The 20,786-nt window shown below is 57.4% G+C and carries 18 protein-coding genes; 8 read left to right on the top strand and 10 right to left on the bottom strand.

All coding sequences use genetic code 11. From position 1 onward, the window contains the following. Window positions 1-273: 273 nt before the first annotated feature. The 3 genes from RBT76_11815 to RBT76_11805 are packed head-to-tail and all read right to left on the bottom strand — an operon-like array spanning window position 274 to window position 4,090. Window positions 274-1,527, bottom strand: coding sequence for an ABC transporter permease (locus RBT76_11815; GenBank protein MDX9858470.1), 1,254 nt, complete (start codon window positions 1,525-1,527; stop codon window positions 274-276). Continuing rightward, the gene (locus RBT76_11810; protein MDX9858469.1) at window positions 1,520-2,749 is read right to left on the bottom strand and encodes an ABC transporter permease; all 1,230 of its coding nucleotides are present in this window, start codon (window positions 2,747-2,749) and stop codon (window positions 1,520-1,522) included. Before RBT76_11810 ends, RBT76_11815 begins: the two co-directional genes overlap by 8 nt. Window positions 2,750-2,770: 21 nt before the next feature. Beyond that, the gene (locus RBT76_11805; protein ID MDX9858468.1) at window positions 2,771-4,090 is read right to left on the bottom strand and encodes an efflux RND transporter periplasmic adaptor subunit; all 1,320 of its coding nucleotides are present in this window, start codon (window positions 4,088-4,090) and stop codon (window positions 2,771-2,773) included. Between the two features lie 236 nt (window positions 4,091-4,326). Between RBT76_11805 and RBT76_11800 the strand changes: the two genes are divergently transcribed. The 4 genes from RBT76_11800 to RBT76_11785 all read left to right on the top strand — a co-directional run bounded on the left by RBT76_11800 (window position 4,327) and on the right by RBT76_11785 (window position 9,865). After that, window positions 4,327-4,812: a GNAT family N-acetyltransferase gene (locus tag RBT76_11800; protein MDX9858467.1), complete on the top strand. Its 486-nt coding sequence runs from the start codon at window positions 4,327-4,329 to the stop codon at window positions 4,810-4,812. A 27-nt stretch (window positions 4,813-4,839) separates the two neighbouring features. Further along, window positions 4,840-5,694, top strand: coding sequence for a 3-hydroxybutyryl-CoA dehydrogenase (locus RBT76_11795; protein MDX9858466.1), 855 nt, complete (start codon window positions 4,840-4,842; stop codon window positions 5,692-5,694). Between the two features lie 34 nt (window positions 5,695-5,728). Then, window positions 5,729-6,514: an enoyl-CoA hydratase-related protein gene (locus tag RBT76_11790; protein ID MDX9858465.1), complete on the top strand. Its 786-nt coding sequence runs from the start codon at window positions 5,729-5,731 to the stop codon at window positions 6,512-6,514. Between the two features lie 165 nt (window positions 6,515-6,679). Beyond that, window positions 6,680-9,865 (top strand): M1 family metallopeptidase, encoded by a 3,186-nt coding sequence (locus RBT76_11785; GenBank protein MDX9858464.1) that lies wholly within the window; start codon window positions 6,680-6,682, stop codon window positions 9,863-9,865. A gap of 52 nt (window positions 9,866-9,917) precedes the next feature. On the opposite strand, the gene RBT76_11780 is transcribed toward RBT76_11785, so the two are convergent. Both RBT76_11780 and RBT76_11775 read right to left on the bottom strand, forming a co-directional pair. Next, window positions 9,918-10,904: a hypothetical protein gene (locus RBT76_11780; protein ID MDX9858463.1), complete on the bottom strand. Its 987-nt coding sequence runs from the start codon at window positions 10,902-10,904 to the stop codon at window positions 9,918-9,920. Between the two features lie 65 nt (window positions 10,905-10,969). Beyond that, on the bottom strand, window positions 10,970-11,452 hold the full coding sequence (locus tag RBT76_11775; protein ID MDX9858462.1) for a hypothetical protein: 483 nt from the start codon (window positions 11,450-11,452) through the stop codon (window positions 10,970-10,972). A 254-nt stretch (window positions 11,453-11,706) separates the two neighbouring features. Here RBT76_11775 and RBT76_11770 point away from each other — a divergent pair, with 254 nt between their 5' ends. The 4 genes from RBT76_11770 to RBT76_11755 all read left to right on the top strand — a co-directional run bounded on the left by RBT76_11770 (window position 11,707) and on the right by RBT76_11755 (window position 17,115). After that, window positions 11,707-12,186 (top strand): GNAT family N-acetyltransferase, encoded by a 480-nt coding sequence (locus RBT76_11770; protein MDX9858461.1) that lies wholly within the window; start codon window positions 11,707-11,709, stop codon window positions 12,184-12,186. Window positions 12,187-12,469: 283 nt separating this feature from the next. Continuing rightward, entirely contained in the window at window positions 12,470-15,916 is a 3,447-nt protein-coding gene (locus RBT76_11765) for a DNA polymerase III subunit alpha (protein MDX9858460.1), read from the top strand. 77 nt (window positions 15,917-15,993) lie between these two features. Continuing rightward, a complete protein-coding gene (locus tag RBT76_11760) occupies window positions 15,994-16,521 on the top strand; it encodes a thioredoxin family protein (GenBank protein MDX9858459.1) in 528 nt (175 codons plus the stop codon). Between the two features lie 42 nt (window positions 16,522-16,563). Further along, entirely contained in the window at window positions 16,564-17,115 is a 552-nt protein-coding gene (locus RBT76_11755; protein MDX9858458.1) for a TlpA disulfide reductase family protein, read from the top strand. A 96-nt stretch (window positions 17,116-17,211) separates the two neighbouring features. Here RBT76_11755 and RBT76_11750 read toward each other — a convergent pair whose 3' ends face one another. From RBT76_11750 to RBT76_11730, 5 genes are all read right to left on the bottom strand, one after another. Beyond that, complete coding sequence (locus tag RBT76_11750; protein MDX9858457.1) at window positions 17,212-17,577, bottom strand: hypothetical protein; 366 nt, start codon at window positions 17,575-17,577, stop codon at window positions 17,212-17,214. Between the two features lie 169 nt (window positions 17,578-17,746). Continuing rightward, entirely contained in the window at window positions 17,747-18,439 is a 693-nt protein-coding gene (locus tag RBT76_11745; protein MDX9858456.1) for a hypothetical protein, read from the bottom strand. After that, window positions 18,440-19,030: a hypothetical protein gene (locus RBT76_11740; protein ID MDX9858455.1), complete on the bottom strand. Its 591-nt coding sequence runs from the start codon at window positions 19,028-19,030 to the stop codon at window positions 18,440-18,442. It lies immediately after the preceding gene. A 172-nt stretch (window positions 19,031-19,202) separates the two neighbouring features. After that, a complete protein-coding gene (locus RBT76_11735) occupies window positions 19,203-20,024 on the bottom strand; it encodes a hypothetical protein (protein MDX9858454.1) in 822 nt (273 codons plus the stop codon). 326 nt (window positions 20,025-20,350) lie between these two features. Continuing rightward, window positions 20,351-20,779: a GNAT family N-acetyltransferase gene (locus tag RBT76_11730; GenBank protein ID MDX9858453.1), complete on the bottom strand. Its 429-nt coding sequence runs from the start codon at window positions 20,777-20,779 to the stop codon at window positions 20,351-20,353. Window positions 20,780-20,786: the final 7 nt, after the last annotated feature.

The raw sequence follows: 20,786 nt of genomic DNA, 5'->3' as shown, positions 1-20,786 counted from the left end.
TAAGAGGGTGGACGTGATTAAAAGAGTATTACAAAGGTCTATGAAAAACATCTTGACAAGATAGAAAAAGATTCCTACAATAGGCCCTGACCATACACCCTCCCAGCAAAAGTGCCGTCAGATTCATCTGGCGGCTCTTTTTTTGCCCTGTAATTCCTTGGTCGAATGATAGTTCCATCAGTCAGTGAGATGACCCACTTTTGCCGACAGGTCGTCTGTCGATTGTTTGACGTGGGTTCGTTTATGGCGGGCATAGGTCTACGATAGCGTGTATCACTCGTACCGAAGTGCGACAATCGGATCAACCCGCGAGGCGCGCCACGCCGGGTAAACTCCTGCCGCAAGTCCCGTCCCCGCGGACATAGCCAGCCCGATCGCCGCCCACAGCGGCGAAAGATAATAGGCCCAGTCCAGCGACGAGGTCACGATCAGGCCCACGAGGGCGCCCACCACGATGCCGACGGCGCCGCCGACACCCGTCAATGTCGCCGCCTCTACCAAAAACTGGAACAGGATATTCGCGCGGCGTGCGCCCACCGCCTTGCGCACTCCAATCTCCCGAGTTCGTTGTGTCACCGACACCAGCATGATATTCATCACGCCGATCACCCCCACGAGAAGCCCCACGATCGCCACGGCCACCGCGCCCAGTTTGATATTGGCCGTGATCCGGGTTACCTGCTCTTCGAATTTGACCTGTGTCTCCACACTGAAGTTGTTCTCATCTTCGGAGCGAAGCCCGCGCACCCGGCGAAGCGCATTGACTACCTGGTCGAGCGCGTCGGGGAACTGATCGCGCGAAACGGCGCTCACCATCAGGATCGTACTTTTGACATCCGGGTACAGCCGGTCGAACGTGGTCATCGGTATGTAGATGTAATCGTTTTCACTGATCTCGAAGAAATCGTCGATCTGTTCCTGCACCCCGACCACCCGAAACTCAAACCCGTTCACCCGAATCGTACGGTCGACGGCATCGGCCCGCGAATCAAACAACGCGTCCGCGACCTCCGGACCGATTACGCAGACGCGCGCGGCCCGCTGAAGATCGTTTTCGTCGATAAAGCGTCCGTATTCGCAGTCGCGGTTGGTGACAACCGCCAGCTCCGGCCAGCAGCCGCGAAAATCGTCGGGATTGCGCACCGTCCTGTCCCCGTACCGTGCGATATTGTCGTACGCCTGCTTTTCGGGGGAGACCGCCTTCACCAGCGGGCACATCTCCCGGATCGCGTACGCTTCGTCCATCGTAATATCTTTCCGTCGACGCTGCTCCTCGGTCAGCGCATCGAAATCGGTGTTTTCGTCCCCCTTGCTGATGTACATCACGTTGCTGCCGATCTTTTCGATCGACGACAGCAGGTACGCCTGAAACCCGTCCATTATGGTGTTCACCAGAATGACCGCCCCGACACCGATCGTGACGCCGAATATGGTCATCGACGACAGAAACTTGTTTGCCGCAATCGCCATGAGGGCAAGCCGCACGCCCTCGCGGACCTGCGCGATCGTCAGTTTTACCCTACTCATAACTGAGCGCCTTTATGGGATCGAGACGGGCGGCCTTCAGCGCCGGGTAAATCCCGAAAAAGAGACCGACACCCGTTGAAATGCCGAACCCGAGGATAATCCCCAGCGTAGTCGGCGTCATGAGAATGCCCATGAGATCGCGGAGGATCACCTGCCCGAGTTTTACCCCGAACGCAATTCCCATCAGGCCGCCGACCAGCGACAACGCCAATGACTCGTAGAGAAACTGGGTCATGATATGCCGACGGGTCGCGCCGAGTGATTTGCGGATTCCGATTTCCCGCGTGCGCTCGGTTACCGAGATCATCATGATGTTCATGATGACGATGCCTCCCACGACGATTGACAGAAGCGGGAGAGAGACTAAGAGCACCCGGAATGCCCGGGTGACGTCGTTGACAAACGTCAGGATCGCCTCCGGCGTGACGACCTCGAAATCGTCCTTGTCGTCGTAGGTGAGTCGCCGGGCCGAACGAAGCACGACCCGTACCTGGTCCATCGCCCGCTCCCGCTCCTCGGCCGACGCCGCATCCATGTACAGCATCACCGGGTCGCCCGGCTGTCGAAACAGCTTCTGGTGCGTCGACAGCGGAATGGCGACGAAGTTGTCGATCCCGTCGATCATGTCGCTGTTGCCGAGTTTCTCGGCCACCCCGATCACCGTAAACTCTTCCGCGTTGACACGAATTCGCTCGCCCACCGGGTCGCCTGTCTCGTCGAACAGCTTCTCGTAGATCTCCGCGCCGATAAAAGCGAATCGCTGGCGACGGACGTCGTCCTCCTCGGTCAGGTACCGCCCCATCGCCACATCGATATTCTGGATATCCATGATGGCCGGTGTTTGTCCCTGAATCTCGACTCCGGTGAGGCGTCGCGATCCGAATTTAACGTCCGCACCCGCGAACCCCTGTGCACCGATATGACGGCAGTCCGGACATCCGTCCTCGATGACGTCAACCAGTCCCCGGGTGAGCGGCTTGCGGCGTCGCCGTTCGAGATACTCCTCCATCGTCAGGTTGAACCCGAACCGGGTCACCATAAAGGCGTTGGTGCCCATCGATGCGAAAACGTCTTCGATGCTCTTCTGCATGCCTTCGACCGTAGAGACGATCGCGATCACCGAGGTGACGCCCATCACCATCCCCAAAATGGTGAGACCCGAGCGAAGACGGTTCGCCCAGAGGGCCGCAACCGACTCTGTGAGCAGGGACAGAAATACCATGTATCGACCTGCGCGCGGCGGTTACTTGCGCTCCACCATGACATTTATGGATCGTTCGTCAATGACAACCAGGGTGCTGTCGGTGAGTTCCCGAAGCGTCTTGAATGATCCGGAGATGACCGTATCCCCGTCGGAGACCCCCGAAAGCGCGACGATGTTGCGCTCGTCGGCGATCCCGGTCCGGACTTCGATGAATCGCGCTTTGCCGTTTTCACACAGAAAGACGCCGGACTTCTTGACCTTTCCCGCGCTCTTCGGTCTGCCGCTTCCCTCCGGCGCTTCGTCGCTTTCGATACCGGCGGAGGCCAGCGTACCATCAAGCGAATCATCGACTGTGCCGCTGGAGTCCCGGTCGAATTCGCGCGTGACGACCGCCGCGTACGGTATCAACAGCGCGTTTCTCTCCGAGGCCACTTCGATATCAACGGTCGCCGACATGCCCGGGCGCACCGACGCCACCGAATCCGTGAAACGCACCTTCACCCGGAAACTGGTCATGTAATTGTCGGTGCCCTGTCCGGAGATTTTCGCCGAGTTGCCGATCTCGACGACCCGCCCGGCAAACGCCGTGTCCCGGAATGCGTCAACCCGGATGTCCGCCCGCTGGTCGAGATGCAGTCTGGCGATCTCCGTCTCGTCGACATCGACTTCCACCTCGAACACCGACAGGTCCGCGATTGTCATCAGGGTCTTGCCCTGGGTGAAAGACGTCTGGGCCTGCGCAATTTCACCCGCCTCGGCGTTCACGAATGTTATCACACCGTCCATGGGCGCCACGATCCTGGTTTTCGCCAGGTTATCCTCGGCTTTCTCGAGGCGGGCCTTGCCGGTTTTTACCTGCGCCAGCATCGCATCGTACTCGGCGGCCGAGCTTTCAAATGCAAACCGCGCGTCGGTGTAAGCGGTCTCCGACGTCAGCTTCTGCTCGAAAAGCCGCTGCTGGCGCTCGAATTCGAGTTCGTTTTTGTCCCGCTGCGTGCGCGCAGCCTCCGCCCGGGCCGACAATTCATCGAGCGAAAACCGCGACTGCTCAACATCCGACTTCGCCTGGACGGTGTCCAGGAGCAGCAGCAGGTCGGCGCGGGAGACTCGATCACCGTCGTTGACACAGACGCGAAGAATCTCGGCCGACACCTCGGCGACAATATCAACGCTGGTCTGGGGTTGAATCCGTCCCGATGCCGTGACGATCTCGGAGATGTTGTCGCGATACGCGAGATCGGCCTGAACCATGGTGCGACCGTTTTCTGAACTGCGCAGATTTACGATCACGACAATCACGATGACAATGACGACCAATCCGGTGATGATCCGCCTGGTCGTGAACGTCTTTTTGGCCATATGGATTCCCCGCCATCTTCTGCAAAAGGTTATTAAGAATCTGTCGCACAGCGGCATATAGCGGCGGATCGGTTTATCGGACGATTCCCCGTATGCCACTGTGGAAAGTTAGACAGCGTGGGAACCGCCAATGTTGCAGGTCGCGCCGATTCCGCTCTGATTCGAAGCGTCCCGGTTGCTGTGCCCCGGCCGATTGATTATATTCCCTGCCTGATGAAACCCGAAGGAATGCCCCGGTGAGCGACTCGACCCGCGTCAAAGCGGATATTATCAAGTACACGTCCGAATACGCCCGCACCGTCCGCTCCTGGATTGAAACCGAGCAGACGGCCGCCGACCTTGACATTGCCGCCGAGTACCCCCCCGCAGAGGAGATTGTCGACGAGTGGCAGACCGAAGAAATGACGTCCTACCTGCTGTTGTCGGGGAACGGGCCGGTCGCCTATGCCGAATTGTGGTCGCATCCGATCGAGATGGGCCTGGAAATCAAGCGCCTGCTGGTAGATCCGAAACGCCGCCGGAACGGCTACGGCTGCAAGATGCTGTCCCTGCTGTGTGAAATCGCCGGCCGTCGCAAGGATATCGCTAAGGTCTTTTTGACGGTCGACTGGGACAACCGCTCCGCGCTGGGCTGCTACCTGAAATCCGGGTTCACGGTAGCCGGGACGACACACGATCGCCCCGGTCTGTATCTCACCCGTATCGTCGAAAGACATGACTAAGCGCATAGATGTGTATGGGAGGTGTGTATGATCGCAAGAGTCGGTATTGTCGGATTCGGCCAGATGGGCTCCGGCATCGGGCAGGTCGCCGCGGCCGCCGGCTACACGGTGCTGGCGTGCGATATCTCCTCTGAGGCGGTTCAACGCGGGCTGGGGTATATCACCCGGTCGCTGGACAGAGCGATCGAAAAGGGGAAAGCCGATCAGGCTCTCAAAAGCAAAGTCCTCGGAAACATCAGCCTTCACACCGATCCCGCCGACCTCAGGCAGTGCGATCTGATCTGCGAGGCGGTCGTCGAGAGCCTGGAGGCGAAAAAAGAAGTCTATCTCGCCCTCGACGGCATCTGCCACGATCATACCATCTTTGCGTCCAACACGTCCTCGCTGTCCATCAGCGACATGGCCGCGGTCACGACACGCCGGGACCGGTTTGTCGGGCTGCACTTTTTCAATCCCGTCCCGATCATGAAGCTGTGCGAGGTCGTACGCACGATCGACACTTCCGATGCCACGTTTGAGGCCGCCTTCGCGTTTGCGGAGTCGGTCGGCAAGACCTGTGTCACCGCCAAGGACTCGCCCGGCTTCGTGGCCAACGTGCTGCTGGTGCCGTACCTGCTCGATGGTATCCGCCAGTACGAGCGCGGTCTGGCCAGCCGGGAAGATATCGACAACGCCATGATGCTCGGCTGCGGGCATCCCATGGGACCGCTGACCCTGACCGATTTCATCGGTCTCGACACGATCCTGTACATCGCGGACATCATGTTCGAGGAGTTCAAAGACTCCCACTACGCGGCTCCACCGCTGCTTCGGCGCATGGTCAACGCCGGCTATATGGGCAAAAAGACCGGCCGCGGTTTCTACGATTACGCCAAGAAATAACGTGAATGCATAGACTGACGGAAGGGCAAGACGCATGACGGAATACAAAAACATCCTGGTCGAGCGCAAGGACAAGGTACTGGTCGTGACCATAAACCGCCCTCGTGCGCTCAATGCGCTGAACATGGAGACGGTCATCGAACTCCAGCAGATGCTCCACTATCACTGGAAAGACGACACGATCGGCTGCGTCGTGATCACGGGATCGGGTGACAAGGCGTTTGTCGCCGGCGCCGACATCAGCGAAATCGCCGATCTCGACGTCCGCAGCGGCACGGACTTCTCCGCCCAGGGGCTCTACCTGATGAAGACGATCCAGAATTTCCCGCGGCCCGTTATCGCCGCCATCAACGGATTTGCGCTTGGCGGCGGGTGTGAACTCGCTCTCGCCTGCGACATCCGGCTTGCCTCCGAAAAAGCCAAGCTCGGCCAGCCCGAGGTAAACCTGGGCGTCATTCCCGGATTCGGCGGTACCCAGCGCCTCGCCCGTCAGGTCGGCCGGGGCAAGGCCATGCAGATGATCATGACCGGCGATATGGTCGATGCTGCGGAAGCATACCGGATCGGGCTGGTCGAAGCCGTCTACCCGCCCGAACAGCTCATGGAAAAGGCGATGGCGATGGCCAACACCATTTGCTTGCGTGGTCCGCTGGCGATTGCGATGGCCAAAGAGTGTATCAACCGTGGGCTCGATGTCAACCTCACCGCCGGCTGTGACCTGGAGAAAGCCAACTTCGGCGCCGTCTGCGGGACCGGCGACAAAAACGAAGGCTGCGAGGCTTTCCTCGAAAAGCGCCCGCCGAAATTCTCGGGACATTGATCCCGCATTCCGACCTACGTGCCGTCAGGCGACACGTCTGACGGCACCTGTGTCGGGAATCCGGCGCCCCGACGCAGACTGCTCGGGACAATTCCCTTGTACCGCCCACCCCGTACCAGCTATCTTGGCGTGATTATTCATCGAAATTCCTCTCTGGGGAGAAGTATGGTTCTTACAGCCGCGCGTCGCACCGTGTTGCCTGTCGTTCTGTTCGTCGCCACCCTCATCTTCACGTCCGCAATCTGCCCGGCGTCCTCCGTCCCCGGCGATTACTGGCAGCAGGAAGTCAATTACCGGATGGAGATCACCCTGCAACCGGATCTGCGTACCATCGATGGAAAAATCGCGATCGACTACAACAACAACTCACCCGATACGCTCTCCGTCATCTATCTGAAAGCGTGGCCGAATGCGATTCAAAAAGACTCGTACGCCGATCGCAAGCAGCGTCGCCAGCTCGATTACTCGTACGCCTCGCTGAAGCCCGGACAGGAAGGGCGGCTGGAGCTGTTCGAGCTGAGGGACGGCGATCCGTTCGTTGTCGATCCGAGCGCACACCGTTCCTTTGAATTTGACAACAGTATCATCGCGGTTCGCCTGCAGGAACCTCTCCCGCCCGGCCACGCCTGTGATCTCGTGTTCGGTTTCAAGACGACCCTCCCCAGTCCTTCCCGGATGCGTATGGGCACAGTCCGCGGAGTCGTGCGGGCCGCTTACTGGTTCCCGCAGGCCTGCGTCTACGACCGCGTCCTTGGCTGGGTCAATGCGCAGTATCTCGGATGGGGGGAGAACTATGGCGACTACGGCTGGTATGACGTAGCTATCACCGCCCCGTCGCCCATGATTGTCGCGGCCACCGGCGTGTGCGTCAACGAACAGGAGATGCTCCCGCCTGACCTTCGCGCCGCCCTCGATATCGCAAATTTCCGCAAACCTCGCAGCGAGTGGCCGGTCATAGAAACCGATCAGCGCGCCACTAAAACCTGGCTTTATCTCGCCGAAAACGTCAATGACTTCGTGTTCAGCGCCTCAGCGAACTGGTGCATCGACAGCGATACGGTCAACGGCGTCGAAGTCGTCGCGTACGCGCTCCGACACAACGCCGAGCGGTGGCGCGATGCCGCCCTGTTGGGCGTCCAGTCCATCGAAACGTACTCCGACCTTTTCCTGCCGTACCAGTGGCCGGTCATCCGCATCTGCGACGCCTACTCCGGCATGGAGTACCCCATGCTCACCAACTGCGAGGGCGGTTCGCCGTCGCCGTATTTCGCGCTCCTGCTCTATCACGAGATCGGGCACCAGTGGTTTATGGGGCAGATCGGTTCAAACCAGATCGACCGCCCGTTTCTCGACGAGGGCTTCACGACGCACGCCGAACATATCGCCATGGAGAAATACCTCGGCCGCGATCGAAATCTCAACTACCCGCGCAATTTCTACCAGAAGGCGTTCGAACCGCCCATCACCGACCGCAACCAGCGCGGGTTTCGTCCCCTGTTGCTGCTGATGGAACAGGGCTACGACCAACCGATGGTTTTCTCGTACGATCGCGGCGAGGAATACTGGCCGTGGCGCGTGTCCGCCTACTACAAGTCGGCCGCCATGCACTATTCGCTGCGGTCCATACTCGGCGACTCGGCGTATTTCGATGCCATGCGCTCGTACTGCGCCGACTGGCTCTTCAAGCACCCCTACGAAGAAGACTTCCTCCGCAGCATGGAGCAAAGCTCGGGGCTCGAACTCGACGAGTATCTCCGCCAATGGTACCACGGCGACGAGCGGCTGGACTATGCGTATGACGGCATGTCGGTCGATCAATTCGGCGGGGAGTACGTTCACGAGATCCGGCTCCGGCGACCCGGCGAATTTGTCGCCCCCGTCGACCTTGCCGTCATCTGGGAGCAGGGAGACACGACCTTCTACACCGTTGCGCCCGAAGGGATGGGCTTTCAGAAACCCGGCTACCGGATGGCGCCCGAGTGGAAGCAGTTCCGCATGCCCAACGACAAGTACAAATTCACCATACGAGCCAAACGCCGCATCGACAAAATCGTCGTCGATCCCCACGAACTGCTGATGGATATCGACCGCCGCAACAACGTGGCGCCGACCTTCTGGTTTATCCCGCCGACCGAAGTCCGGCTGGACAACCTGTTGTACGACCGGACGCCGATCGACAAGCAGGCGATGCGAATTCGCCCGGACCTCTGGTACGACGATATCAACGGTCTGCAGATCGGCGTTCATTCGCACGGGTCGTTTCTGGAAACGCGCGGGCAACACAGTGTCGACTTCCGCTGGGCCACTCGTTCCGGTGACCCGTTTTTCGACTTTTCCATTGCCGGACCCGTCAGCTTCCCGTCCCGCTTCGGCTATGGCGCCCATCGATGGATGTTTTCAGACCAGCGTCAATTCAGTTCCACGTCGTACGATGTCATCAGTAAGCCGAAGTACTCGCGCCCCGACCAAAGCTGGATTCGGGTCGAGTTGAACTACCTGGATTTTGACGACACCGACAGCGCGCAGGGAAACCGGTTCGACCCCATTCAGTATGACACGCGCCGGTATTTCGAAGGCCAGCCGTGGGACCAGACATCGACCATCTACGTGGATTTGGAAACCGGATGGCTGAAAACCCACCGTTACGGGTCGCTGTCATTCGAAGAGCGCGCGCGGGTGGGACGGTATGCTTTTTCCGATGAGCGACGAGGGTTTTTCGAAAACGCTTTCGTTATGACCGTCGACTTCACCTCGCGGTCTCGAACCTGGTTGTCGCTCCGCGCCGAAGTGCTCAATGTTTCCGGCGCGCCGCCCTCCCAGTTCCTCCGTCACATAAGCCGTGCCCCGGCGGTGGATCGTTTCACTGAAGCGCCGGTCTTTCGTTCCCCCGGCACCTTCCCGACTGACTGGGAAGACGACTTCTACCTGGCAGAGCGGCGCGTGCGCGGCTATCAGGATCGCACCGTTTTTGTTACGGAGGCGGTTGGAGGCTCGCTGGAGTACACGCCGCCGGATCTTCTGCCGTTTCGCTGGTTCAACCGGGTTCCGTGGATCGGATCGTGGCTTGCCCGGACAGACAATTTGGTGTTTCTCGACGCCGCCGCGGTTACGATGAACGGCAAGGAAGCGCAATATCCGGAGCCGATCGCGTCAAACGAGACGAGTGCGTATGGTACAAGCCGGGAGTGGTATGTTTCGGCCGGGCCGTCATTCACGTTCCCGCCGTTTTGGAAAGGCGGCCGGCACCGCGTGCGAATCGATTTCCCGATCTACCTGAACCACCCGGCCCCGGGGGAGAAGGAGACCGATTTCCGTTTCTCGGTGGCGTGGCTGGTGGCGGGGGGGTTGTAATTGTAGGTCCAAACTTCTGTGGTTCCGACATTCGGTGGCCGTTGGGGATTACTCAGTCGTCGGTGGTCCGTTCTACCAATCTGGACCACCCTTCTTCGAGAGTCGAAGGTATCGGGACTAGGTAATCGTCGAGCGAACTACCGAAGTATCTCCGGACTCTCTCTGCAATTTCTTTGGCGTCAGGACTGAGGATTACGATGCGGCGATCCACGATGCGGTTTCTGTAGAGAAAGGCAGTCAAGAGAAGCCAAAGAAAAGTATCTTCCTGGCGAAGTCCGCATCCAAGCACGATAAGGTAGCGGGACCCCATCGCGCGCTCCAATGCAAGCAGCATAGTGTTGTTTATCTCTGGCCCCGAGATCTTAACGAAACCGGGTAGAATGATGTAAGGTCGTGCCCCGTCCGGGTGAGAGCCCAACCCTGGGAGAAGGGATCTCGACCCGAAGTGCTGATTTGAAGCTGACCGCGGCAAAACACGTCCGTCAAACTCCAGAGTCACCGCTCCGAACTCTGGCTTGTCCATCATCTGTTTGTAGGTGAAGTTTTCGGAACCATGTACTTTTAGAATCTGAATATCCGAGCTGCCTTCGGCATCTTTCTCCACAATGGGATTGACAATTCCGCCGTATCCACTCTTGGGGTCCCACACCCCGAGGTGGTCAAGGAGGCCTTCAAGAAAGCAGTCGTAGTTCAAGGTTACTATCGCATCTTCCGGCGAAAAGGCAGATTTTGCGAATGTCGTCAACCACGCCGTGTTTTCTGAAAGGTCCGAAGTGAATCTAAAGCGTTGACAGAAGTTCGCGATCTCATATTCGGCTCTCCTGTTGTTCTCAAGATTAGCCTTGCCAGTGATTATGTCCAAAAAGTGCTTGGTCATGAGGATTTCGATGTTCTTCTCTTGGTAGTGCTCGGAAAGCTGGGCAATGACACTATTGGCGTTGCAGGATGCGAGTGCTTCAACGAATCCGTCGTTTAGTGGCGCGTCAGGAAATACCGAGCGAGTGAACCCTGCGCCAATGATGAAAGTAGATCTCCGCATCAGCCCCCTCCAATTATCAATTGCTGAACACCCAGACCAATAATTTATGCGTCCTAAAGACTCCTTCAAAACTCATTCTTCGCATCCGGCGGTATCTGGTCCGCGCCCACCCGCCCGATCTCAATCGATGCCTTGCTGTAGTTCTCACCCTTCATCGGACAGCCCGCCATACGCCGTATCATGGCAAGCTGCCCCGTGTGCGTAAGCGCATCGGCCACCGGACCTGAGAAAATACGGGTCAACTCAAAATCAATCGAATCATCCGATGCAAGCACTCGGTCAACCGCTTCGAGCGCCGTGAAAAACCTCGCACACTCAGTCTCCCAGTCGGTCGGCGGCGTGTCATGCCACTTGGCAGCACCCCGTGTCATGGTATACGCCCACTCGTACAAATCCGCCATGTGCGCCACGATCACCAGCGGCGTGTTTGATCCCGGGTCGGCCTTGAAATGCGCAAACGACTCCGGCGCATCGCGCATGGTTTTCGATGCCCGGTAGGCGAGGGTCGCGATTGTATGGCGAAGGAACCGGCGGTCGGTCATTGACATCGGCAAACTCCCCTGTGTATTTTCTGACTAGAAGGTACGGATAGCTTGTCGGGTGTCAATCACAATGACGCTCCAATCGATAGATCGCGTGGTGCACGAGTACGTACACCACGCACAGCGCTTGCGAGGTATGTTCTGTCGGATGCTTCCCCGCCATGGCGGGGTACATCCGACAGCGGCGGTCGAGTGTCGCCGCCCCGCCGTGGCGGGGCGACTGGCACCCGACGGAACATCAATGTTCGAATGGACCCAATATGGAAATCACGATAGAACTAATCCACTCAAGCAACCGGCAAATCGTCAAAGACTGGATCGCCACCTGGCCCGCGCCGTATATCATCTCGCGCGGACGCAAACTCTGGCCGGGGGAGCTGGAAGGATTTGCTGCGTTCGACTCGGAGCGCGCACTGGTCGGGCTGGTGACGTATGAGATAGTCGGCGATCAGTGCGAGGTAGTGACGCTTGATGCCCGCATGCAGTGGGCGGGGATAGGGACGAGGCTGATGGCGCTGATGCCGGAAGTCGCCCGACAAGCCGGCTGCAGGCGCCTGTGGCTGATTACGACCAATGACAATGTCGATGCTATCCGGTTTTACCAGAAGCGGGGCTTTACAATCGCCGCCGTCCATGTCAACGCGCTTGAACATTCACGGAAGCTCAAACCGGAAATCCCGACAATCGGCATGTACGGCATCCCCATACGCGACGAGGTTGAGTTTGAGATGTGGCTCTGAGGCAATTCCGTCTTCGAACCCGCCGTTTTCTTACCGTGCGTGGTGTACGTCCCCGTGCACCACGCAGCCCGTGCATCGAATGGTGCCACTGCCGTGATTAAGCTGCTCCTGCCGGTTCGAACCACACAGACTGAAGCGGCACCCACATATCCACACAACCAACGCCTTGTTGCGCAATACACTGGAGCAATATTATCGCGCCGACGAAAAAGTCATTGCTGATCCGCACCAATCTTGATATCTAGAGTTCGAATTGAACCCGTAACCGCGCACTTGTACAGCCATGAGATTCGCCAACTTCGTTCACCTCCATACTCACAGCCAGTATTCGCTGCTCGATGGCGCCTGTCGGCTCGATGAAGTCATCGAACGCGCCAAAGAACTCAACATGCCCGCGCTCGCGATCACCGACCACGGCAACATGTTCGGCGCGGTCGAGTTTTACAAAAAAGCCACCAAAGCCGGGATCAAACCGATTATCGGAGTCGAGGCCTACTGCGCCGGCACCACCCGGTTTGACAAAAAACCGTCCAGCGAGTTCCCCGACGGCGGGTTCCATCTGATCCTGCTCGCCAAAAACAACGTCGGCTATCAAAACCTGATGAAGCTGTGCTCGACTGCCTATCTCGACGGTTTCTACCATCGCCCGCGAATCGACAAAAGCGTCCTGCGCCAGCACGCCGAAGGGCTTATCGGCACCTCGGCCTGCCTCAAGGGCGAGGTCAACTGGTACCTCCAGCAGGGAAAAGCCGACATGGCGGTCGCCTCCGCCCGCGAGCTTGCCGATATCTTCGGCCCCGGCAACTTCTACCTGGAAATCCAGAATCACGGCCTGCCCCAGGAGACGGAGGCCATCCCGAAAATGGATTTGATCTCCCGCGAGACCGGCATTCCACTGGTCGTCACCAATGACTGTCATTATCTCCGCCGCGAGGACTACGAAGCGCACGACGCCCTGCTGTGCATTCAGACCGGCAAGCAGATCGATGACGAGAAGCGCATGCGCTACAACACCGACCAGATTTATTTCAAATCCGAAGAGGAAATGGAGAAGGTGTTTGGCGACTTCAAGCCCGCGATGGAAAATACGATTCGGATCGCCGAAGAATGCAACGTCGAAATCGAAATGGGAAAACTGAAACTCCCGGTTTTCCCGATTCCGACGTCATTTGTCGACCCGGACACATACCTTCGCCATCTCTGCGAACGCGGCCTCACCGAACGATACACGGAGATTACCGACGAAATTACCCAGCGCCTCGAATACGAGCTTGGCGTGATCAAACAGATGGGCTATGCGGGTTACTTCCTGATCGTAAAGGATTTTTGCGACTACGCCCGCTCCCAGAAAATACCGGTCGGCCCGGGGCGCGGCTCCGCCGCCGGATCGCTGGTCTCCTACGCCCTCGGCATCACCAATGTCGATCCAATCGCATTTGAACTGCTGTTCGAGCGCTTTTTGAATCCCGAACGTATTTCCATGCCGGATATCGATATCGACTTCGCCGATCGCGGCCGCGACAAAATCATCAAGTACGTCATCGACAAGTACGGCAAAGATAACGTCTGCCAGATTATCACCTTCGGAACCATGGCGGCCCGGGCGGTGGTGCGCGATGTCGGCCGGGTGCTCGGCATCCCCTATGGCGAGGTGGACAAAATCGCCAAGATGATCCCCATGGCCCCCGACATGAATCTCGAAAAAGCCATCGCACAGGTAACCGAGTTGTCCGATCTGGCCAAGGCCGACCCGCGTGTCGAACGGCTGCTGCGGTACTCCCGCACGCTCGAAGGTCTCGCGCGACATTGCTCGACCCACGCCGCCGGCGTGGTGATCGCGCCGTCGGCCCTCACCAACTACGTGCCGCTTTTCAAAGGGTCCAAGGACGAAATCACGACCCAGTACGATATGAAGATGGTCGAAGAAATCGGCCTGCTCAAAATGGACTTCCTCGGACTGCGCACGCTCACCGTTATCGATGACGCCCTGCGCATGATCCGCGAAAACACCGGTACGGAAATCGATCTCGATGCCATCGGGCTCGACGATCCCAAAGTCTACAAACTTTTCGCGCGCGGCGAGACGATCGGCATCTTCCAGTTTGAATCCCCCGGCATGCGCGAATACCTCCGCAAACTCGAGCCGACCACCTTCACCGACCTCACCGTCATGAACGCTCTGTATCGGCCGGGTCCGCTGGATTCCGGCATGATTGACACCTATATCAGCTGCAAGAAAGGCGAAGAGAAAGTCCATTTCCTGCACCCGATTCTGGAGAAGATCCTCGGCAGCACCTACGGCGTGATCGTCTTCCAGGAACAGGTGCTCCAGATTGCCAACAAGATGGCCGGTTATTCGCTCGGCGGCGCCGACCTCCTGCGCAAGGCGATGGGCAAGAAAATCGCCGCCCTCATGGCCGAACAGAAGAAGACCTTCATCGAAGGCTCGGCGAAAAACGGCATCGAACAGAAAACCGCCGAGGACATCTTCCATCAGATCGAAACCTTCGCCCGGTACGGCTTCAACAAAGCGCACTCCACCTGCTATGCGTACGTCGCCTACCAGACCGCGTGGCTCAAGGTGCACTACCCGAAAGAGTTCATGGCCGCGCTGATGACCTCCGAAATAACCGACTCGGACCGCATCAATATCTTCCTCGAGGAATGCCGACGGCTCGCCATCACCGTTCTGCCGCCCGATGTAAACGAATCCATGATAGATTTCAACGTAGTCGACGGTACCATCAGGTTCGGCCTGCTGGCGGTGAAAAATGTCGGCGAGGGTCCGGCCCGTGCGATTGTCGAAGAACGAGAGAAAAACGGCCCGTTTGTCGGGCTCGACGGGCTCATCGGCCGCATACCGCCTCGGATGATGAACCGCCGCACGCTGGAGTCGTTAATCGCGGCCGGCGCGTGTGATTCACTGGGCGGCGGCCGGGCTCAGAAACTGGCCGCTGTCGAAACCATGCTCGAGTACGGGCACCGCGTTTTCGCCCAGCAAAGCACCCACGATCTCTTCGCCGCCGCCGGCGGCGAGGTTGCCCGCGTCGCCCCCAAACTCCCCGATATCGCCGAATGGTCTACCACCGAATTGCTCAACCGCGAGCGCGATATGCTCGGGTTCTACGTCTCCGGTCACCCCCTCGACAAGTTCCGCGACGAACTGTCCTGTTTCACCACCGCCACCAATCAATCGCTCGCGGCGGTCGCCGACGGACGAGAGGTGACTGCCGGCGGCATTGTTGTCGAGGTCAGAAAGATGCCCGACAAGAAGGGCAATATGATGGCGTTCGCCACCATTCAGGATTTCACCGGACAAGTGGGCCTGCTTCTGTTCTCCAAAGTCTTTGATAACGTGAAGGAGCACATCGAAATAGATCAGATCATCCTGGCCACCGGACGAGTTTCGACCCGTGAGGGAGAGGCCCCCAAGATCATTGTCAGCGAGGTCCTCCCGCTGCAGAACCTCGCGGAACGATTTAATTGTCAACTCGTTATAAAGGTCGAGCCGGATTGTCCCGAATCTATGATAGATAAGGCGTTAGCTTCGCTCGAAGACTACCGGGGCAACTCCCCGGTGCTTCTGGCCGCCCGTGAAAACGGTTCTGAAGTGTACATTCGATCGAACAAATATTCCGTTCGGGCGGATTTCGAGCTCGTCAACCGACTCAAGGAGATGTTAGGTGATTCCGCGGCTTACCTTCGGCCGCTCTCCGGCCGGGAATCGTGATTTTGTGCGAAGCGATTTCTGTGTAATTCCGTCTAATAGGTAATGCACGAAGAGGACTACCAATGGTGGAGTTTCGTATGAACAGATGGCCCCGCATTCTGGGCAGCGCCCTGATACTTGCAGCGCTCGCCCTGCCCGCTGTGGCCCAGGACAAGGCGGAAAGTAAGAAAGCTGATTCGGCTAAAGCCGACTCGATCGTCTGGCTCAGCTTCCCCGACGGTCTCGTCAAAGCCAAACAGGAGTCCAAACACGTCCTGGTCGACTTCACCGCCTCATGGTGCAGTTGGTGCAAAAAAATGGATAAGGAGACCTTCAAAGACTCCGCCGTCGTGGCGAGGATAAACGAGAAGTTCGTCCCGGTGAAGGTCTGGGGCGACTCCGATGATATGCTGGAGATCGAGGGCTACAAAATCTCGCAGAAACAACTCGCCGTTTCGGAATTCAACGTCCGCGGTTACCCCGCGTTCTGGTTCATCTCGCCCGAAGGACAGCGGATCGGTCCGCTTCCGGGTTACCAGCCCGCCGAACGGTTTATTCAGGCTCTCGACTATGTCTCCACGAGACAGTATGAAGTTGACGCAAAGAAACAGGGCGACGGCAAGTAAGCCCGTCGTCGCACGCCATTGGGAATGACAAGGATCCGATTCATGCTCAGAAAGTCCGTTCACGCTGTCGCACTGCTAATGGCCGCATTAACCGTATACTCGTGCAGCGGCGATAACCAGAACTCATCACAGGCCGCGAATCAGTCCGGCGCGGTCGCCGCGACCGCCGGCCAATCCGCCTCGCAGTCGGTGCCGGCGTTTGCCGCCTACGATCTCCGTGGCACCCTCCGCCAGTCCTCCGAATGGGTCGGCAAACAACCGGTGGTCCTCAATTTCTGGGGTACCTGGTGTCCGCCCTGCCGCCACGAGATCCCGGCCTTCAAACAACTCTACAGCGAGTATCGAGACAAAGGCGTCGAGATTCTCGGGCTGGCGCTGGACTGGAAAGACAACCCCGAAACCGTGCGGAAGTTCGCCCTCGAAAACGATATGCAGTGGCAGATGCTCATGGCCGACCGCGATACCTTCGCCAATTACAAAGGCACCGGCGTCCCGACCACGTTTTTCCTCGACAAAAACGGCAATGTCGTGGCCCAGTTCCTCGGACCGCGAAGCTACGAGGAGTTCAAGAAAGCATTCGAAGCGATCCTGTAACAGTGCAGCTATAGAATATGATCAAGGCCGGTTGGGTGAACCAACCGGCCCAGCTCCAGATTTCGGTCAGAAAGACAAACCACTGTGACTCTCCGGTCAGAGCATCAGTAGCTTCGCAGCCTCCGTTAGGCCGCTTAAATACACCAATCGATCTTTGTACAGAGTCGGTCCAACTGGCCATCTTCCCTGCGTCCGCACAGGGTCGACCCAGGCCAGATTCCCGGTCTCAATGTCATATGCCGCGACCCAGGAGCCGGCGTGATTGGCTACCTGGACGTACCACAAACCATATCCAGCCGCAGCTTGCCCGAGAGAGTAGGCCTCCGCAGTTATCGTGTCCGCCCAGAGCAGCGCACCGGTGCGCGCGTTCAAACACACGGCGAGATTCGTGGAGTCGTTCCAACTCAGGGCGTTGGTCACCATTGCGTATCCGTCGTAGACGGTAACAGGATGAAGCTGCAAGTGGTACAGCTACTTACTCCAAGCCATCTCCAGTGGGGGCTGGATGGTTGACCCCGGATTGTAGCCGGTGTTCTGCGCATCACACTGGTACATTGGCCAGTCATTTGCATGTGTCGCACTGGACAAGGCGGCAAAAACAACAAGCAAGATGGTGCAAGCAAGTTTGGATTCACTGGCCATACATCGTCTCCGTTCCGCTCCCCGCGAGGACTTCGGGTAGGAAGTCTAATGTATCTAAGTCAAACTTATACATCGATGAACTGGACGCCCCGTTCCAGTCGACTCGCATGCTCAGACCCGTAGAGTCTTGGCGGACAAATCTCGCATCCCTCGCGTCTACGAAATGCGCCCTGATCCCATACCATTGTGAGTCGCGCCAGTCAGACTCACGCTGCAATCGCGAGGCGCGAAGAAAAACTATTTCTGGGTCGCAGTTCAACGACCACAGCGTGGCGTAGCCATCAGGGATGGCGACCGAATCTAGCATCTCTTTCCTCGGACAGGGATAGTTTGAGTTTGCAACATAGGTCTCCCCTGACCAGCTGGGGAGATGGGCAACAAAGTACTCCGGTGTGCGATTGTCGATCTCATAGTACGTTCTGATAAACAGTGTCCCGTCCTCGTCAAGCCGCAGAACAAATGCCGGCCGGGTACCTATTTGTTGAAGCACCCTTTTCGACATCGGCCTGGTTACCTCCACATTGAGCACATCCGGGACGGTTGCAACGCTGCGCGGTTCGAAAGCTGTTACGGTAAAACGGTCATTGGAGACTGTTGCTACGGGCTTGCCGCGACCGGCGCATGCAGCTATAATCACGGCAAGAGCTACAGAGAGAAGCAGCAAATACCTCGTGTCAGTCACTTACCTACCTCCAATCGTGCCGAAGGGGAAGTATGGGTTGGCAAAGTTGTCGTGATAGCCCATCCTGATAAAAAACTGATCAACCGGATCATCCCAACCCATTGGTAGAAAGAACGTCTTCCAAGATAGATAATCAAGGCTTGACGTCCCTCGGATGATTTGTGCGAATCCTGCACCGTTTCGCAGGCTGAACAACGACCAACCAAATTTCTTTCCTATCTTCGCCCACAGAGCATTGCCGATGAATTGATTTTCTGCAATAGTCCCATGGACTATTGAGTATTTGTAAGCACCGCGACCGATTGTGAGATTCGGCATTTCCTTGAAGTCAAGTCCCAACTCCGGATTGTTTGAGAGACTCATTGTCCTAAAATACACGGGATCTCCATAGGTGACGCTGATTAATCTCGAGCCGCCAGCTTCAAAAAACTTGTCGAACTGTCTGGACCAGTAGTCATATAGCTCGTCGAATTCCGCGCTCGCATTCGGGATAATGCGTTGTTCGTCGGGGTTGATGACCTTCCCAGTATAAGGAGCGATCAGCTCAGTGCCAACCCAGATGTACCCTGGCCCGGGGTCCACACCGTCCACAGAAGTGTTGCTACGACAAGTCTCACTTTCACAATCAAGCCATTACCCAGCGACTCATCCGGGCAACTGGAGCAGGCCCTTACCCTCGTCGGCATGGTACCCATGTTCATCCAATCTCGACAATCATGTTGAAGTCGCTCGCCATGGCAAGCAGCTCATAGCAGCGACGTCCTTATTCGGACCTGATGGTGAGACTCACCTCATACTCGTCCCGCATCCTCCTCAATGCCTTAACGGTCTTTGATACATTCTGCTTGCTGAAGAGTAGTTCAATCCGGTCGATTTCCCGGCTCAAGACTGGTCTCCATTGCATGAAGGTCTGAAGACTAAGGTTATCAAAATTACTTTCATATAATCTACGGATCCACTCAAGACCGAACCACGTGCCGAAGTGCAAGCGGCTCCCCAAGATCATCTCTTCACCCCGCTCAATCCTGAATGAAAGCTTCAGATTTGACCCCTTGAGAATGAGTTGGGTGAAGTCGTGTCCGACATGCGAGACCTTGTATCGATTATTCAACAACAAGAATCCAAATTGATCGCTGACAAATTCCTCTAAGTCTTCGCTAGTCAAGGCCCCACAACGAGTATCAGTCGCAACAATCTCCGGGCGACGGTATAGCCTGCGCTCCTTACGGCTCGACAGAAGCCTCTGCGTACTACCGAGAGACCCAATGGAGAACGCTTTCTCAATTCGTCCAATGGATGGCTGTAGCACATTTGACAGATCTTGGAAGTCCACAATTCCCAAGGGATCAAAGTCCTCGCACAACGCCGCCAGGACGTCTCGGATGTCAAACCATGGAGATCCGTACACGGAAGCTACAGCGAGGAATGCTTGGCCGTCCTCAAACGAGAAACGAAAGGCCGCGTGCCGTCCTCGTATTATTACGAACTCATCGGAGTCAACTCCTGACTGCGATTCAGTCACATGAAATGAATCCGACAGGAACAAATATGGGAAATGAATCTCCAACTCATGTAGGACAGTCATAGTTGACCTCCGAACCATCGCGGTGGAAGCATCAATCTCCAATATGTCCGATAGTCTGTAGGGCGGGTCCGTCCTCGAACCCGCCATCTCTATCCGTACGTGGTGCACGTCCCCCTGCTGGGTGGGTGAAAAATGTGCGTGGTGTACGTCCCCGTGCACCACGCACCCTCGCGTAACATCGCCCCACCCGAAAGATCCCACTGACCGATCCTTCCGGTTACCGGCATCAGGTCGAGACTGCCCTTCGGCTGCGCTCAGGACAAGCTTGCGGCCCGACACATCGTGTTGTCAGGCGAGTCGCCTGACAACACTGCCGAGATGGTCCCTCACGCCTCCGGGTGCGGTCGCTTCGAATAATACTTGATCTCATCCATCACCACATACCCTGCCTTTGAAAACGCACGAATCGATGGATCGTTGGTGTCTTCGATCAACGCCGAAATCACCAGCGCCCCCTTGTCGTTCAAGAAGCGCTCCGCTTCGGCAATCAGCATTCCGGCCAGCCCCCGGCCGCGATAGTCCGGATCAACCGCCATCCGTTCTATCCATGCCCGTCGATACGTGAAGTTCGCGATCACCACCCCGACCATCCGTTCCCCGTCGAACAGTCCGAAATACCGGCAATTCGGATCGCCCATCTCAGCCACAATCCGCTCGCGCTTGTCGCGACCGTTCGGACGAAAGCCCAACCCGGCCCGTTTCCACAGCGCGATAACGGACTCGTATGAATCGGCGGTCAATACTCGAAACTCCATGCACAAA

This window comes from Candidatus Zixiibacteriota bacterium, assembly GCA_034003725.1.
In the GTDB taxonomy this organism is placed as follows: Bacteria; Zixibacteria; MSB-5A5; order GN15; family FEB-12; genus WJMS01.
Note: the sequence above shows the minus strand (reverse complement) of the source record. Positions and strands in the feature narration are given on the sequence as shown.

Coding starts and splice junctions, on each gene's coding strand:
- RBT76_11815 (MDX9858470.1), bottom strand. CDS start 1,527: ATGAGTAGGGTAAAACTGACGATCGCGCAGGTCCGCGAGGGCGTGCGG.
- RBT76_11810 (MDX9858469.1), bottom strand. CDS start 2,749: ATGGTATTTCTGTCCCTGCTCACAGAGTCGGTTGCGGCCCTCTGGGCG.
- RBT76_11805 (MDX9858468.1), bottom strand. CDS start 4,090: ATGGCCAAAAAGACGTTCACGACCAGGCGGATCATCACCGGATTGGTC.
- RBT76_11795 (MDX9858466.1), top strand. CDS start 4,840: ATGATCGCAAGAGTCGGTATTGTCGGATTCGGCCAGATGGGCTCCGGC.
- RBT76_11790 (MDX9858465.1), top strand. CDS start 5,729: ATGACGGAATACAAAAACATCCTGGTCGAGCGCAAGGACAAGGTACTG.
- RBT76_11785 (MDX9858464.1), top strand. CDS start 6,680: ATGGTTCTTACAGCCGCGCGTCGCACCGTGTTGCCTGTCGTTCTGTTC.
- RBT76_11780 (MDX9858463.1), bottom strand. CDS start 10,904: ATGCGGAGATCTACTTTCATCATTGGCGCAGGGTTCACTCGCTCGGTA.
- RBT76_11775 (MDX9858462.1), bottom strand. CDS start 11,452: ATGTCAATGACCGACCGCCGGTTCCTTCGCCATACAATCGCGACCCTC.
- RBT76_11770 (MDX9858461.1), top strand. CDS start 11,707: ATGGAAATCACGATAGAACTAATCCACTCAAGCAACCGGCAAATCGTC.
- RBT76_11765 (MDX9858460.1), top strand. CDS start 12,470: ATGAGATTCGCCAACTTCGTTCACCTCCATACTCACAGCCAGTATTCG.
- RBT76_11760 (MDX9858459.1), top strand. CDS start 15,994: ATGAACAGATGGCCCCGCATTCTGGGCAGCGCCCTGATACTTGCAGCG.
- RBT76_11755 (MDX9858458.1), top strand. CDS start 16,564: ATGCTCAGAAAGTCCGTTCACGCTGTCGCACTGCTAATGGCCGCATTA.
- RBT76_11735 (MDX9858454.1), bottom strand. CDS start 20,024: ATGACTGTCCTACATGAGTTGGAGATTCATTTCCCATATTTGTTCCTG.
- RBT76_11730 (MDX9858453.1), bottom strand. CDS start 20,779: ATGGAGTTTCGAGTATTGACCGCCGATTCATACGAGTCCGTTATCGCG.